This window comes from Brevundimonas sp. GW821-FHT02A10, assembly GCF_059422025.1.
On sequence record NZ_JBWKWC010000007.1, the window covers coordinates 64,668 to 80,044 of the forward strand.

The following is a 15,377-nucleotide window of genomic DNA, read 5'->3' on the forward strand; positions in this document are numbered from 1 at the left end:
CCCCATGCCCTCATTTTCACGTCCTCTCGAAGACACGCTGCAACGTGCCCTGGTTTACGCCAACGAGCGCCGTCATGAGTACGCGACGCTCGAGCACCTTCTGCTGGCGCTGATCGACGACCCCGACGCCACGGCGGTGATGTCCGCCTGCAACGTCGACCTCAAATCCCTCAAGACCGCCCTGACGCTCTACGTCGACACCGACCTGGCGGCGCTCGCCACCTCGGACGGCGACGACGCCAAGCCGACGGCCGGCTTCCAGCGCGTGATCCAGCGCGCGGTGATTCACGTCCAGTCCTCGGGCCGCGAAGAAGTGACCGGCGCCAACGTCCTGGTCGCCATCTTCTCCGAGCGCGAAAGCCACGCCGCCTACTTCCTGCAGGAGCAGGACATGACGCGGTACGATGCGGTCAACTTCATCGCCCACGGCATCGCCAAGAAGGCCGGGTCCGCCGAGGCCCGTCCGAACAAGGGCTCCTCACCCGAGGAGGCCGAGGACGCGGCCGCCGTCAAACAGGGGGGCGAGGCGCTGGAAGCCTATTGCGTCGACCTCAACGAGAAGTCGAAGAAGGGCAAGATCGACCCGCTCATCGGCCGTCACGCCGAGGTCGAACGCGCCATCCAGATCCTGTGCCGGCGCACCAAGAACAACCCGCTGCTGGTCGGCGAACCCGGCGTCGGCAAGACCGCCATCGCCGAGGGTCTGGCCCGCAAGATCGTCAACCACGAGGTCCCGGCCGTGCTGGAAGGCGCGACCATCTACAGCCTCGACATGGGGGCCCTGCTGGCCGGGACGCGCTATCGCGGCGACTTCGAGGAGCGGCTGAAGCAGGTCGTCAAGGAACTCGAGAACCACGAGAACGCCATCCTGTTCATCGACGAGATCCACACGGTGATCGGCGCCGGCGCGACCTCGGGCGGGGCGATGGATGCGTCCAACCTGCTGAAGCCCGCTCTGGCTTCGGGCAGCCTGCGCTGCATGGGCTCGACGACCTACAAGGAATACCGCCAGCATTTCGAGAAGGACCGGGCCCTGGTCCGGCGCTTCCAGAAGATCGACGTCAATGAGCCGACGGTCGAGGACTCGATCAAGATCCTGCGCGGCCTCAAGGCCTCGTACGAGAGCCACCACAAGCTGCGTTACACCGAGGCGGCCATCCGCTCGGCGGTCGAGCTGTCGGCCCGCTACATGACCGACCGCAAACTGCCGGACAAGGCGATCGACGTCATCGACGAGGCCGGCGCCTCGCAGATGCTGCTGGCCGAGTCCAAGCGGAAGAAGGTCATCGGCCAGAAGGAGGTCGAGGCCGTCATCGCCAAGATGGCCCGCATCCCGCCGAAGTCGGTCTCCAAGTCCGACGTCGAGGGCCTGCGCGAGTTGCAGACCGATCTGAACCGGGCCGTCTTCGGTCAGGACGCGGCGATCGAACAGGTCTCCTCGGCCATGAAGCTGGCGCGGGCCGGTCTGCGCGATCCGCAGAAGCCCATCGGCTCCTTCCTGTTCGCCGGCCCGACCGGCGTGGGCAAGACCGAGGTGGCCAAGCAGCTCGCTTCGACCCTGGGCATCGAGATGCTGCGCTTCGACATGTCCGAGTACATGGAGCGGCACACCGTTTCGCGTCTGATCGGCGCCCCTCCGGGATACGTTGGCCATGACCAGGGCGGCCTGCTGACCGACGCCGTCGACCAGCACCCGCACGCCGTGGTCCTGCTGGACGAGATCGAGAAGGCCCACCCCGACGTCTACAACATCCTGCTTCAGGTGATGGACAACGGGATGCTGACCGACGCCATCGGCAAGAAGGTCGACTTCCGCAACGTGGTCCTGATCATGACCACCAATGCGGGGGCCGCCGACAACGCCCGGGCCTCGATCGGCTTCGGCCGCGGCAAGGTCGAGGGCGAGGACGACAAGGCCATCCAGCGCCTGTTCGCGCCGGAGTTCCGCAACCGTCTGGACGCCATCGTCAGCTTCAAGCCGCTGCAGCCCGAGACCATCCGTCAGGTGGTGACCAAGTTCGTCCTGCAGCTGGAAGCCCAACTGGCGGATCGCAACATCACCATCGAACTGTCGGACGACGCGGCCGACTGGCTGGCCAAGAACGGCTTCGACGAACTGTACGGCGCGCGCCCCCTGGGCCGGGTCATTCAGGAGAACATCAAGAAGCCGCTGGCCGACGACATCCTGTTTGGACGCCTCACCCGCGGCGGCCACGTCAAGGTTCTGCTCAAGGACGGCAAGATCGCTTTCGACATCGCCTCGGCGAGCGGCGAAGCGGTCAAGGAAGCCGCCGACGAGGAACCGGCGGTCTAGGGACCGTTACAGGCTGAAAGTTGAAGGCCCCGGCGGAAACGCCGGGGCCTTTTTCTTCGTTTGTCGCGGGCGTTTCAGCGCTGAAACACGCGCGGCTCGCAGGGTCTTTAAGGCTCGGGTCCTTGCCGTGAGAGAGACGCCCGTGCCTGAAGAGACGAAGATCAACATCGCCCTGTCCCGCCGTCACGCCCTGACCGCCGGCCTGTTCGGAGGGCTCGCCGTCGTCGCCGGGCCGGTGAGCGCGCGCACGCCGACAGCCGCCGGCGAGGTCTGCCTGATCACGCCCCAGGCGACCCAGGGACCCTACTGGTTCGATCCGAAGCTGGAGCGGGCCGACATCACCGAAGGCCGCAAAGGTCTGCCGCTCAGGATCGCGATCAGGGTGCTGGAGGGTGCGACCTGCGCGCCGATCCGGGACGCCCGCGTCGACGTCTGGCACTGCGACGCGCAGGGGATCTATTCCGGATACGAAGGGCAGGGGCCGACGGGGACGACCAGGGGCGAGACCTTCCTGCGCGGGCATCAGCCGACGGGCGCGGACGGCGTGGCGAAATTCCTGACCGTCTATCCGGGCTGGTATCAGGGCCGCACGCCTCATGTGCATGTGAAGGTGTTTCTGAATGAGGAAGGGACCACCAACGTCCTGACCTGTCAGCTCTTCTTCCCCGACGCGCTCAGCGAATGGCTGTTCTCAAACGCGCCGGACTATGTGCGCGAGGGCCAGACGCGCGACACCCTGAACCGCACCGACGGCATCGCCCAAGAGCAGGGGTATTCGACCTTCGGCGCCATCAGCGAACAGGCCGACCACTATGCGATGACGGTGACCCTCGGCGTCGACCGCGCAGCGCGGTCGGAGGAGACAGGCTTTGGTCCCGGCGGTCCGGGCGGTCCGCCGCCGGGAATGATGGGGCCGCCTCCGGGCACGAATGGCCGCCCGCTCGGTCCGCCGCCCGGCGGCTTTGGCCCCGGCGGTCCTGACGGCCCGCCGCATCAGGACATCCTGACCGGCGCCGAACGGACCGCGGCCATCCTTCCGAAGAGGGCCTGAAACGCAAAAGGCCCGGACGTCGCCGTCCGGGCCTTTTCTCGTGTCTTCAGACAGACCCTAGCGGCGACGGCGGCCCGCGCCGGCCAGCAGCAGGCCGATGCCCGCGACGATGGCGGTGGTCAGGAAGGGCTTGCGGCGCGCGAAGTCGAGGCCGACGCGAGCCGGCTCCTGCAGGTCGCTCGGAGCCTTGCCGACGAAGCCGTCCAGGCCGTCGATGACCTTGCCGTAGCCGTCGAGGTATTTGCCCTTCACCTGATCCAGCTTGCCGTCGAGTTGCAGTTTGGAATCGCCGGTCAGCTTGCCCAGACCTTCCTGCAGCTTGCCGCCGAGGTTCGAGAGGCCGCCGTTGATGCGCTGATCGGTCATGGGACTGTCCTTTGGGAGAGAGGGTTCGCACCCATAGTGCACGTGAACGGTCGCGGTTCCAGCGCCGGTGAAGACGCCGCACGAGATCGGTGGCAAAGTGTCGGAACCACCACAGACAGGCGCCTTCCATGCTGCGTTTCATCGCCCAGTTCCTCGTAACCGCCCTCGGCCTCTGGCTGGCCTCGCGGATCGTGCCGGGGGTCGAATTTACCGACACCGGAACCCTGCTGCTGGCGGCGATCCTGCTGGGGATCGTCAACGCCATCGTGCGGCCGATCCTGACGGTTCTGACCTTCCCGATCACCGTCATCACCCTGGGCCTGTTCCTGCTGGTCGTGAATGCGGCGATGATCGGCCTGGTGGCGGTGCTGCTGAACGGCTTCGTCGTGAATGGCCTCGGCGCCGGGATCGGGGCGGCGATCATAACCGGCATCGTCAGCTGGCTGGCCGGCGCCTTCATTGGCGACGACCGGAAGGCCTGAGCCATGGCCGCCGTTCTGACCGAACGCCAGCAGAAGTGGTTCGCCACCGTCCGCGAGAATTTCGAGAAGAACACCGGCAGGCCCATGGCCGAATGGCTCGAGATCATGAAGACCTGCCCGGAGACGAAGCCGAGGGCGCAGATGGCCTGGCTGAAGGCCGAGCACGGCGTCGGCCAGAACGGCGCGGCCTTCATCCTAGACAGCATGAAGCCTGAGCAAGGCATGGGCTGGGACGAGCCCGACCTGCGCGCGGCCCTGTGGAAGGAGCCCGGCTCTCTGACGGTGCTCGAGGCGATCGAGGCCGTGGCGGGCAAGCTGGAGGGCGTCATCTCGGGCCAGAGGAAGAGCTTCACCAGCTTCTCGCGCACGGTGCAGTTCGCCGCGGCGCGGCCGCTGAAAGGCGGCGGCCTGGTGCTGGGGCTGAAGCTCGACCCCGCCCTGTCGCCGCGCCTGTCGGCATCGGTGAGGAAGGAAAGCTGGTCCGAGCGGCTGTCGGCCGTGGTCGAGCTGACCGCGCCGGATCAGGTCGATGCGGAGCTGGCTGACCTGTTCGGACAGGCTGCTGACAACGGCTGACACCGGCGGCGTTCGGACGCCTTGCCGGATGCGGCTGAGCCGTTAGGGTCACGCTTCCCGTTTGTCCGGAGTCGTCCCATGTCCCGCCGTCTGCTCGCCGCCAGCGCCCTTGTGCTTGCCTTCGCCGCCGCCCCCTTTGCGGCTTCCGCACAGGACGAGGCGACCATCCGTCAGGCCGAGCAACTGCGCGACAAGGCGATGTCGTCCAACGTCGCCCTCGACTACGTCACCCAGCTGACGACCCGGTTCGGACCGCGCCCGGCGGGCTCGCATTCGGAACAGGCCGCCGCCGCTTGGGCCGCCGACTATCTGAAAAAGCTGGGCTTCCAGAACGTCCACATCCAGGAATTCCCGCTGGTCGGCTGGGAGCGGGGGCAGGACAGCGGCGCCATCCTCGGCGACAATCCGCAGCCGCTGGCCGTCGCCGCGCTCGGCCATTCGCCCGCCACCCCCGAGGGCGGGATCGAGGCCGAGGTGGTGCGCTTCACCAGTTTCGAGGCCCTGCAGGCCGTTCCCGACGGCTCGCTGGCTGGCAAGATCGCCCTCGTCGACGTGGGTCAGATGCACGCCATGCAGGACGGCTCGGGCTATGGTCCCCAGACCCGTATCCGCGGCGCGGGTCCCGATGTGGCGGCGAAGAAGGGGGCTGCGGCCTTCCTGATCCGTTCGGTCGGCTCGGATGAGAACCGCCTGCCGCACACGGGCACGACCCGCTATGTCGACGGCAAGGTGGCTATCCCGGGCTTCGCGGTCTCGGCTCCCGACGCCGACCAGATCGCTCGCCTGATCGCGCTGGGCCAGACGGTGCGGGTGCATCTGTCCTCGACCGCCCATCTGTACGAGACCCACTCCCAGAACGTCATCGCCGACCTGCAGGGCCGGACGCATCCGAACGAGGTCATCGTTCTGGGCTCGCACATGGACAGCTGGGATCTGGGCACGGGCGCCATCGACGACGGCGCGGGCGGGGCCATCACCCTGGCGGCGGCCAAGGCCATCGCCGAGGGTGGTCAGCGCCCCGAGCGCACCATCCGCGTGATCCTGTACGGGTCGGAAGAAGTGGCCCAGCCGACCAACACCGGCAACGGCGGCGGCGCCTATGTGCGCGATCAGGGCGAGGCGAAGGTCGCTGACCACATCATCGCGGGCGAGAGCGACTTCGGCGCCGACCGCGTCTTCGCCTTCGCCCTGCCGCCAGGCTCACAGGGGTCGGAGTTCCAGCGGATCGCGGCGCGCGTCCTCTATCCGATCGGCGTCCTGACCTCGGCGCGGCCGGAGACGGAGGGCGGTTCTGACATCGCGCCCCTGGCCGAGGCGGGGGTGCCGGTGTTCGGCCTCAAGCAGGACGGGACCCGCTACTTCGACCTGCACCACACGGCGAACGATACGCTGGACAAGATCGACCCGGCCCAGCTGAACCAGAACGTCGCCGCCTGGACGGCGCTGGTCTGGCTGATCGCCAATTCGAACGTGGAGTTCCGCTCGGCCATGCCGAAGCCGACCGCGCAGTAAGGCTCGCGATCTCAGACCGGCCTGCGACGGGCCGGTCTGAGGGCTGGGCTCAGGCCCGGCCGATCGACGAGTATTTGAAGCCGCGGGCGCGCATGTCGTCCGGGCGATAGACGTTACGCAGGTCGACGACGGTCGGGGTCTTGAGCAGCAGCTTGACCTTGTCGAGGTCCAGGGCGCGGAACTGGTCCCACTCGGTCAGGATGACCAGGACGTCGGCGCCGGTGATGGCGGCGTAGGGGTCGTCCTTGAACTCGACGCCGGTCAGCATCTTGCCGGCCTCATGCATGCCTTCCGGATCGAAGGCCTGGACCGTGGCGCCGGCGGCGATCAGGGCGGGGACGACGTCCAGCGACGGGGCGTCGCGCATGTCGTCGGTGTTCGGCTTGAAGGTCAGGCCCAGGACCGCGACGGTCTTGTTCTTCAGATCGCCGTCCAGCGCCTTCTCGACGCGGCCGGCCATGGCCTTCTTGCGCGCGTCGTTCACGGCGACGGTGGTCTCGACCAGCCTGACCGGGGTGCCGGCGTCGCTGGCCGTGCGGACCAGGGCGAGGGTGTCCTTCGGGAAGCAGGAGCCGCCGTAGCCCGGGCCGGCGTGCAGGAATTTCGAGCCGATCCGGTTGTCCAGACCGATGCCGCGCGCGACCTGCTGGACGTTGGCGTCCACGGCCTCGCACAGGTCCGCCATCTCGTTGATGAAGGTGATCTTCAGCGCCAGGAAGGCGTTGGCGGCGTATTTGATCAGTTCCGATGTGCGGCGCCCGACGAACAGCAGCGGGCTCTCGTTGAGGTTCAGCGGGCGATATATCTCGGCCATGACGGCGCGGGCGCGGTCGTCCTCGACGCCGACCACGACGCGGTCGGGGCGTTTGAAGTCGTCGATGGCGGCGCCTTCGCGCAGGAACTCGGGGTTGGAGACGACGGCAAAGTCGGCGTCGGGGCGGATCTCGCGGATGATGCGTTCAATCTCGTCGCCGGTGCCGACCGGCACGGTCGACTTGGTCACCACGACGGTGAAACCGTCCATCAGCTCGGCGACCTCTTTGGCCACCGCATAGACGAAGCTCAGGTCGGCGTGGCCGTCGCCGCGGCGCGAGGGGGTGCCCACGGCGATGAAGACAGCGTCGGCGGCCTTGATGGCCTCGCTGCCGTCGATAGCGAAGGACAGGCGTCCGCCGGTGACGTTGGTCTCGACCAGACGGTCCAGGCCGGGCTCATAGATGGGCATGATGCCCTGGTGCAGGCGCTCGATCTTGCCCGCATCCTTGTCGATACATGTAACGTCATGACCGAAGTCGGCGAAACAGGCTCCGGACACCAGACCCACATAGCCGGTGCCGATCATCGCAATACGCATCGAGACTTCCCCTCCTGAGACATCAGGGACTTAGCCCGACCGGTTTTGCAGTGCAACAAACTGGCCATGGAGGACACGGTCAAGGTGCGTTACGTCCCATGTCCGGGACACCTATAGTCTCCGGCGGGGTCAGGCCCGTCGTTTGTGAACAAGGCTCGTGAATTGGCGTCTCCTGGTGGTCTGAATCGTCGTGCGGCTCTTCGGGGAGGGTTGCTGGGCGGCGGTCTTCTCGCGCTTCAGGGCGCGACGCCGGCCTGGGCGAGGACGATTTCGGCGGGTTCGACCCGCGACATGTCGTCCCGGGATGGGACGCTGAGCGGCCCCGATATCGCGCTCAGCATCGGGCATCAGATGTTTTCGGCGGGTGGCAAGACGGCCCATGCGGTGACGGTCAACGGCAGTCTGCCGGCGCCGTTGATCCGGCTGCGCGAGGGTCAGACGGCGCGGCTGTCGGTGACCAACACCCTGGACGAGGACACCTCAATCCACTGGCACGGCCTGCTGCTGCCCTTCCAGATGGACGGGGTGCCGGGGATCAGCTTCCCCGGCATCAAGCCGCGCCAGACCTTCGTCTATGAGTTCCCGGTCCGCCAGCACGGGACCTACTGGTATCACAGCCACTCCAACATGCAGGAGGCGATCGGCCTCTACGGCCCTCTGATCATCGACCCCCTGACCCCCGATCCGGTCGAGTACGACCGCGAGCATGTGCTGGTCCTGTCGGACTGGAGCGCGCTTCATCCGCACCAGATCCTCGACCGGCTCAAGAAGAGCCCCGGCTATTTCAATCACCAGCGCACGACGCTCTCGGGGCTGATCGATGGCTCGGACCGGATGGATCTGGCCGAGCGGCGGATGTGGGGATCGATGCGGATGGATCCGCGCGACATCCTCGACGTCAACGGGACGACCTACAGCTATCTGATCAACGGCCATGCAACGGACCAGAACTGGACCGGCCTGTTCAGGGCGGGGGAGCGGGTGCGGCTGAGGATCATCAACGCCTCGGCCATGTCGATCTTCAACTTCCGGATTCCCGGCCTGCCGATGACGGTGGTGTCCGCCGACGGCTGCGACGTGCGCCCGGTCGAGACTGACGAGTTCCAGATCTCGGTCGCCGAGACCTATGATGTGATCGTCCGGCCGACGGAGGACCGCGCCTTCGCCCTCGTCGCCGAGGCCATCGACCGGTCGGGCATGGCGGTGGCCACGCTCGCACCCCGTGCCGGGATGCGGGCCGAGGCGCCGCCGCTGAGGCCGGTTCCCAACCTGACCATGAGGGACATGGGGATGGGCGGTATGGGCGATATGGCCGGCATGGACCACTCCGGCATGGCGGGGATGGATCATGGCGCGATGAACCATTCGCCCGGCGCCATGCGCGATCCGGACAACGCTCCCGCAGAGATGGCGGTCGGGGTCGGGGTCGACATGATCGCGCCCGATCCGGCCAACCGGCTGGGCGAGCGGCCGCTGGGACTGGCGGACGTCGATCACCGGGTGCTGGTCTATACGGACCTCGTCGCCCTGACCGCCAACCGGGACCAGAGGCCGCCGTCGCGGTCGCTGGAAATCCACCTGACCGGAAATATGGAACGGTTCATGTGGGGCTTCGACGGGCGGAAATTCTCGGAGCTGGTCGAACCGATCCGGTTCGAGCGCAACGAGCGGGTGCGGGTGACCCTGGTCAACGACACCATGATGTCCCACCCGATCCATCTGCACGGCCATTTCTTCGAACTGGTCACCGGCGGGCCGCGCGGGCGTCAGCCGCTCAAGCACACGGTCAATGTCGCGCCGGGATCGAAGGTGACCTTCGACCTGACCGCCGACGCCCCCGGCGACTGGGCCTTCCACTGCCACCTGCTGATGCACATGCACGCCGGGATGTTCAACGTCGTCACCGTGCGGCCGCTGGAGGGAGAGGCCTGATGCGCGCCCTGCTCCCGATCCTGCTGCCACTGGCGGTCGCGACCCCGGCCTTGGCCCAGACGGCCGATCCCCATGCGGGTCATGACATGAGCGGGATGACGATGGCCCCCGCGACCCAGACGCCCGCCCAAGCCCCGGCCAAGCCGGCACAGGCGGATCCTCACGCCGGTCACGACATGAGCGGGATGAGCATGCCCGGCATGACCATGGGCCCGCCCGACGTCCCCACCAGCGCCGACGACACCGGGCGTCCGCCGCGTCAGCTCACCCCGGCCGCCGCCCTGACCGGCCCGGCTCATGCCGCCGATCGCTACTTCGACCCGGCAGCCATGGCTGAGGCGCGCGACGCCATGCTGGCCGAGAATGGCGATGTGCGCACCACCGGGGTGGTCATCGACCGGCTGGAGGCCGGTTTCGGCGATGGGCAGACGACATACCTCTGGGACGCCCAGGGCTGGACCGGGGGGGACCTCAACCGCTTCTGGTGGAAGTCGGAGGGGGAGGGCGGTTCGAAGCTGGAAGAGGCCGAGGTTCAGGCCCTTTACAGCCGCGCCATCCGGCCCTTCTGGGACCTGCAGGCGGGCGTGCGTCAGACCTTCAGGCCCGATCTGAAGGACACCACCGACCTCGTGCTCGGCGTCCAGGGCCTCGCCCCGCACTGGTTCGAGATCGACGCCGCCGCCTTCCTGTCGACCGAGGGCGACCTCTCGGCTCGGATCGAGGCGGAGTACGATCAGAGGCTCACCCGGCGCTGGATTCTGCAGCCGCGCGCCGAGGTCACCCTGGCGGCGTCCGACGTGCCGGAAATCGAGGTGGGATCGGGCCTATCCTCGCTCGAACTGGGTGTGCGCCTGCGCTACGAGATCACCCGCGAGTTCGCGCCCTATGCCGGCGTCGAATGGACACGGCGCTTCGGAGAGACGCGCGATTTGACGGGGGAGGCGGACGAGGTTCGCTTCGTCCTGGGCCTGAAGGCCTGGTTCTAGGCGAACCGGCGACGCTTCTCGGCCGACAGCAGGGTCGAGCGGACGAAGTCGGCGGGCGGGTCGGTCTCGGCCAGCACCTGCTCCTTGATGGCGCGCGGCTCGCCGAACAGGTGGCCCTGGCCCATGGAGATGTCGAGCTCGAGGATATCGACGATCTGGCGCTCGTTCTCGCACTTTTCGGCGATGACCTCGATGCCGTAGCGGCGGGTCAGATGGGCAAAGTCGGCGGCCTGGATGTCGCGCAGGCTCGGGATGGGCGAGCCGCCGTCCAGATCCAGCAGCTGTTCGATCAGCAGGTCGGCAGCCACCTTTACGAAGCGGACGTCGGAGCGCTGCAGGTCGTTGAAGTCGAGATCCAGGGTCTGGACCTTGTCGATCGAGAAGCGGAAGCCGAGGTCGGCCAGACGGGCCATGTTGCGGGCCTCGACCGCGCCGCGCGCGTCGAAATTGGCCTGGCCCAGTTCGAAGATCAGGGCCTGGTTCAGGTCGCGGTTCTCGGACAGGAAGTCGAGGAACTGCGGGAAGAAGGTCTCGTCGCCCAGTGACGACAGGGCCACGTTGCAGAAGACGCCGACCTTGCGGTCCTGACGCGCCAGCCGGCGCACGATCTGGGCGCAGCGGAACAGCAGCAGGTTGTCGATGGCGGGGACCAGACCCTCACCCTCGGCGATCGACAGATATTCGGCCGGCATCATGACGCGATCGGTGGCGTCGCGCAGGCGGGTGAAGCTCTCGTAGAAGATGGTCCGGCGCTGCGGCAGGCTGACGACCGGCTGGAGGTAAAGGTCGACGCGGTTCTCCGACAGGGCGTCGTGAACGGTCTTGAGAAGGATATTGCCCTGCTGGCGGCGGATGGCGTCGGGGCTGTCGGGCGCGACCATCGGGGTGACGGTCAGCCGCTCCTCGATGGACTCGCTCATCTGCTGGATCAGGCCTTCGAGGATGCGGACCTCGCCGGTCAGTTCCTCGGTATTGGTCAGGGCGCCGGCCTCGATGGCCTGGGCCAGTTCGGTCAGGGCGCCTTGGGTCGACTCCATCGCATCGGCCAGCAGGCGGTGCGCCTCACGGACCTGGGCGATCTCGGCGCGCAGGGCCTTGCGCTGCGATCCGCCGGTCAGGAACAGGTGCATTGTCCCCAGCAGGCCGAGGGTGCCGACAGCCGCGGCGAAGGCCGAGCCGCCGCCCAGACCCAGTCGCCACAGGAAGGCGCCCACCGTCATCGCCAGGAAGACGTAGCCGAAGAACAGGAAGGCGGTCGTCAGTGCGCGCATCGGCTGCCAGACTGGGGAGCCCCGACTTGAGGGTCAGGCGAGGTTCCGGGTGGAATCGCCCGAGTATCAGGGTATCAGGACGGAACGGCTAGAGCGTCGCGGAAAGAAACCCGGGACGAAGCCCGCAAACGACAACGAAAACTCAAGGGGATACGCGATGGAACTGTTCGATCTGACCGGCAAGGTCGCGATCATCACCGGCTCGTCCAAGGGAATCGGCAAGGCCATCGCCGAGCGGCTGGCCGAGCACGGGGCCAAGGTGGTCATCTCCTCGCGCAAGGCCGGGCCCTGCGATGAGGTCGCCGGGGCCATCAACGGCAAGTACGGGGAGGGCACGGCCATCGCCGTCCCGGCCAACATCGCCTCCAAGGAAGACCTGCAGCGGCTGGTCGACGAGACCAACTCGGCCTTCGGCAAGGTCGACATCCTGGTCTGCAACGCCGCCTCCAACCCCTATGCCGGGCCGATGGCGGGCATCGCCGACGAGCAGTTCGAGAAGATCTTCCACAACAACGTCCTGGCCAACCACTGGCTGATCAACATGGTCGCGCCCCAGATGCTGGAGCGGAAGGACGGGGCCATCCTGATCATCTCCTCTATCGGCGGCTTGCGCGGCAACGCCCTGATCGGCGCCTATAATGTCTCCAAGGCCGCCGACATGCAGCTCGCGCGCAACCTGGCCGTCGAGTTCGGGCCGTCGAACGTGCGGGTCAACTGCATCGCCCCCGGCCTGGTTCAGACGGACTTCGCCAAATACCTGTGGGAGAACCCCGAGATCCTCGAAAAGACCGTCGAGCCCAATCCGCTGAAGCGGATCGGCCAGCCGGACGAGATCGCCGGCACCGCCGTCTATCTCTGCTCCCCGGCGGCGGCCTATGTGACGGGCCAGACCCTGGTCGTGGACGGCGGACTGACGATTGCCTGGTGAAGACCACAGGATTCCGCTCGGGCAAGACATTGTCTGGCGGATCGAGGCCGTGGCGTTCGCGGCCCTCTTCGCTCTGCTCAGGGCGTTGGGGGTCGAGCGCGCCTCGGACTTCGGCGGCTGGCTGCTGCGGTCCCTCGGGCCGCTGGTCGGCACCCACAAGATCGTCCGCCGCAATCTGAAGATCGCCTTCCCCGACATGCCCGTCGCCGAGCGTGACCGGCTGGCGGTCGAGCAGTGGGACCGGACCGGTCGGACCTTTGCCGAGCTGGCCGTCATGGACAAGCTGACGCCCGAGGGCGGTCGGGTCGAGGTCTTGGGCATCGAGCGGCTGCACGCCGTTCGCGATTCAGGACAGCCCGTGGTGCTGATCTCGGGCCACCTGGCCAATTTCGAAGTCATGGCTGCGGTGATCATGTCGGCAGGCGTGCCGTGCCAGGTCACCTATCGCGCCGCCAATAACCCTTACGTCGACGCCCTGATCCGTCAGAGCCGCGAGCGCTACGGCATCCGCCTGTTCGCGCCCAAGGGCGACGGCACGCGCGAGCTGATGGCCGGGATGAAGCGCGGCGATTCCATCGCCCTTCTGGTCGACCAGAAATACAATCAGGGGCCCGAGGTCCGGTTCTTCGATGAACCGGTCAACGCCTCGCCGGGCGCCGCTCGTCTGGCCCTGCGATTCGGCACGGTGATGCAGCCCCTGTCGGTGGTGCGCCTGCCGGGCGTGCGTTTCCGCGTCACCGCCCATGAGCCGATCGAGGTTCGAGACACCGGCGACAAGACCGGCGACGTCCTGCGCGGCATCCAGGCGGCCAACAGCTTTGTCGAGGACCGGGTGCGCGAGGTCCCAGAGGACTGGTTCTGGGTCCACAAACGCTGGCCCGACAGCGTCTATCAGGCGCTGGGGCCGATCGACGCCTAAGCCTGTTTGCCGTCGGTGATCCGGCGGAATGGCCCCGCATAGCCCGCAGCATTGGCGCGTCGGCGGTCCGGGCCGAAATAGTCGTCGGTCTTCACAAAGGCGCGGGGACGCACGATCACGGCCTGGATGCGGTCGAAGATGGCCTTGGCGGTGATCGGCTTGACCACGAATTCGGTCACCCCGGCATCGCGCGCCGCCATGACCTTATGCCGCTCCGAATGGCCGGTCATCATGATGATCGGCAGATAGCGGTTGGGGCTGTCCGGGCTGTTGCGGACCAGACGCGTGAACTCGACCCCGTCCAGCGGAAACATGTTGAAGTCGACGATGGCGATATCGACCGGCGCCTCGCGCAGGGCCTCGAGCGCGGCGGCGCCGTCGCCGACCTCGCGAATCTTGCGGATGCCGGCGGACTGCAGGATCGCGGATGCGATGGTGCGCATAGGGGCGTTATCGTCGACCAGCAGGACGCTGAGCGCGTTAAGAGATGACATTGAGCTTATTCTGACCGTAGCGCCGAATCCGGCACGCACAGCTGTATGTTAGGCGCCTTAGACGGGCCCGGTCCATCGGGTTGAGAATTCTCAACTCGCTACGGTTAAGCTTCCTAACTCAAGGTTGTGGGCGCCGAGGCCCCGACCATCTGGGACGGGTCCATGTTCCGGTCGCGCCATTTCATCCGCCAGCACAGGTGCGGGCCGGTGGCGCGGCCCTCCATGCCGACCCGACCGATCTCCTGACCCCGCGCCAGCCTCTGGCCCACGGCGACGTCGATCTGCGACTGATGCAGGTAGCAACTGACCAGACCCTGGCCGTGGTCGATCAGAACCAGGCCGCCCTCGAAATGCATGCCCGAGCGGCTGAAGGCCACGACGCCGTCGGCGGGCGCGCGGATCGGCGTGCCCTGGGGCGCAGCCAGATCAATGCCGTAGTGGGGCCGGGCCGGGGTGCCGTTCAGGATGCGCTGCGCGCCCCACAGGCTGGAAATCCGGTAGGTTTCCAGCGGCCAGACGAAGCCGTCGCGGAAGTCGTCGGTGTCGGCCTTGCTGGCGAAGCCCACGGCCTTGAGCGCCGCCTCTTCCTTGATCCGTTCCAGCAGGGCGGGGTCGGTCGGCTCGACCGTCGCGGGCGGCAGGCCGTCGATCCAGCTCTCGGGGAAGGTCCCGGGCGCGATGTCCAGGGTCCGGCTGAGGCTGGTCAGGGCCGAGCGGGCCTCGATGGTGGTCGAGGGGCCGGCGTCGCGGTCGAAGCCGACCACGAAGAGCCCATGCTCCGATGCCGCCGTCAGGGGCTCGCCGTCGACATAGATGGCGGCGCGGGGCCAGGTGCGGCCGAAGGCGAAGCCGCCCTGCTTCCACTGGCCGTTCAACGTCAGGCTGGGTTCGTCGGCGAAGACCGGCGGCGCGACGCCCAGAACCGTGGGGGCCAGCAAGGCCGACCCGGCGCCGACGATCAGACCCCGACGGCTGGGGGTCACTTCCCGGCGACCATGCGGGTCAGGGCCTCGGCGGGACTGGCGTAGGGCTCCTGCCGTTCCGCCGACCAGTAGCGCAGCGCCTCCAGCGGAATGGTTTTGCCCGACACGGCGCAGAGCACATAGGGCCCGGGCTTGAGCACGGCGAACTCGCCGTCGCCGTAGTGGAGTGTGGCCGGGCCGGAGGAGGGATCGATGGCGTTCATGACCGG

At 67.4% G+C, this 15,377-nt stretch carries 15 protein-coding genes; 9 read left to right on the forward strand and 6 right to left on the reverse strand.

Going from position 1 to position 15,377, the window contains the following annotated elements; genetic code table 11:
- Positions 1-4 precede the first annotated feature (4 nt).
- The gene (clpA, locus tag AC07U0_RS16455; RefSeq protein WP_494721058.1) at positions 5-2,314 is read left to right on the forward strand and encodes an ATP-dependent Clp protease ATP-binding subunit ClpA; all 2,310 of its coding nucleotides are present in this window, start codon (positions 5-7) and stop codon (positions 2,312-2,314) included.
- Between the two features lie 142 nt (positions 2,315-2,456).
- Positions 2,457-3,365: an intradiol ring-cleavage dioxygenase gene (locus AC07U0_RS16460; protein WP_494721059.1), complete on the forward strand. Its 909-nt coding sequence runs from the start codon at positions 2,457-2,459 to the stop codon at positions 3,363-3,365.
- 57 nt (positions 3,366-3,422) lie between these two features.
- On the opposite strand, the gene AC07U0_RS16465 is transcribed toward AC07U0_RS16460, so the two are convergent.
- Positions 3,423-3,731 carry a CsbD family protein gene (locus AC07U0_RS16465; protein ID WP_494721060.1) on the reverse strand — a complete coding sequence of 103 codons (309 nt, stop codon included), beginning with the start codon at positions 3,729-3,731 and terminating at the stop codon, positions 3,423-3,425.
- A gap of 128 nt (positions 3,732-3,859) precedes the next feature.
- Here AC07U0_RS16465 and AC07U0_RS16470 point away from each other — a divergent pair, with 128 nt between their 5' ends.
- From AC07U0_RS16470 to AC07U0_RS16480, 3 genes are all read left to right on the forward strand, one after another.
- On the forward strand, positions 3,860-4,213 hold the full coding sequence (locus AC07U0_RS16470; protein ID WP_494721061.1) for a phage holin family protein: 354 nt from the start codon (positions 3,860-3,862) through the stop codon (positions 4,211-4,213).
- A gap of 3 nt (positions 4,214-4,216) precedes the next feature.
- On the forward strand, positions 4,217-4,789 hold the full coding sequence (locus AC07U0_RS16475) for a DUF4287 domain-containing protein (protein ID WP_494721062.1): 573 nt from the start codon (positions 4,217-4,219) through the stop codon (positions 4,787-4,789).
- A gap of 78 nt (positions 4,790-4,867) precedes the next feature.
- Positions 4,868-6,301, forward strand: a complete 1,434-nt coding sequence (locus AC07U0_RS16480; RefSeq protein WP_494721063.1) for a M20/M25/M40 family metallo-hydrolase — start codon at positions 4,868-4,870, stop codon at positions 6,299-6,301.
- 49 nt (positions 6,302-6,350) lie between these two features.
- Here the strand turns inward: AC07U0_RS16480 and AC07U0_RS16485 are convergent, their stop codons facing one another.
- Entirely contained in the window at positions 6,351-7,655 is a 1,305-nt protein-coding gene (locus AC07U0_RS16485) for a UDP-glucose dehydrogenase family protein (RefSeq protein ID WP_494721064.1), read from the reverse strand.
- A 144-nt stretch (positions 7,656-7,799) separates the two neighbouring features.
- On the opposite strand from AC07U0_RS16485, the gene AC07U0_RS16490 reads away from it, so the two are divergent.
- Entirely contained in the window at positions 7,800-9,587 is a 1,788-nt protein-coding gene (locus AC07U0_RS16490; RefSeq protein WP_494721065.1) for a copper resistance system multicopper oxidase, read from the forward strand.
- Positions 9,587-10,573 (forward strand): copper resistance protein B, encoded by a 987-nt coding sequence (locus AC07U0_RS16495; RefSeq protein ID WP_494721066.1) that lies wholly within the window; start codon positions 9,587-9,589, stop codon positions 10,571-10,573. The genes AC07U0_RS16490 and AC07U0_RS16495 overlap by 1 nt, the downstream gene beginning before the upstream one ends.
- On the opposite strand, the gene tipF is transcribed toward AC07U0_RS16495, so the two are convergent.
- Positions 10,570-11,844 (reverse strand): flagella assembly cyclic-di-GMP phosphodiesterase TipF, encoded by a 1,275-nt coding sequence (gene tipF, locus AC07U0_RS16500; RefSeq protein WP_494721067.1) that lies wholly within the window; start codon positions 11,842-11,844, stop codon positions 10,570-10,572. The two genes, AC07U0_RS16495 and tipF, sit on opposite strands and share 4 nt — an antisense overlap.
- 157 nt (positions 11,845-12,001) lie before the next feature.
- Here tipF and AC07U0_RS16505 point away from each other — a divergent pair, with 157 nt between their 5' ends.
- Both AC07U0_RS16505 and AC07U0_RS16510 read left to right on the forward strand, forming a co-directional pair.
- Positions 12,002-12,772, forward strand: coding sequence for an SDR family NAD(P)-dependent oxidoreductase (locus AC07U0_RS16505; RefSeq protein ID WP_494721068.1), 771 nt, complete (start codon positions 12,002-12,004; stop codon positions 12,770-12,772).
- 49 nt (positions 12,773-12,821) lie between these two features.
- Positions 12,822-13,691: a lysophospholipid acyltransferase family protein gene (locus tag AC07U0_RS16510; protein WP_494721069.1), complete on the forward strand. Its 870-nt coding sequence runs from the start codon at positions 12,822-12,824 to the stop codon at positions 13,689-13,691.
- On the opposite strand, the gene AC07U0_RS16515 is transcribed toward AC07U0_RS16510, so the two are convergent.
- From AC07U0_RS16515 to AC07U0_RS16525, 3 genes are all read right to left on the reverse strand, one after another.
- The gene (locus tag AC07U0_RS16515) at positions 13,688-14,185 is read right to left on the reverse strand and encodes a response regulator (protein ID WP_494721070.1); all 498 of its coding nucleotides are present in this window, start codon (positions 14,183-14,185) and stop codon (positions 13,688-13,690) included. The genes AC07U0_RS16510 and AC07U0_RS16515 overlap by 4 nt on opposite strands.
- A gap of 113 nt (positions 14,186-14,298) precedes the next feature.
- Complete coding sequence (locus AC07U0_RS16520; protein WP_494721071.1) at positions 14,299-15,168, reverse strand: M23 family metallopeptidase; 870 nt, start codon at positions 15,166-15,168, stop codon at positions 14,299-14,301.
- The gene (locus AC07U0_RS16525) at positions 15,165-15,371 is read right to left on the reverse strand and encodes a DUF2093 domain-containing protein (RefSeq protein WP_494721188.1); all 207 of its coding nucleotides are present in this window, start codon (positions 15,369-15,371) and stop codon (positions 15,165-15,167) included. The genes AC07U0_RS16520 and AC07U0_RS16525 overlap by 4 nt, the downstream gene beginning before the upstream one ends.
- Between the last annotated feature and the right edge of the window lie 6 nt (positions 15,372-15,377).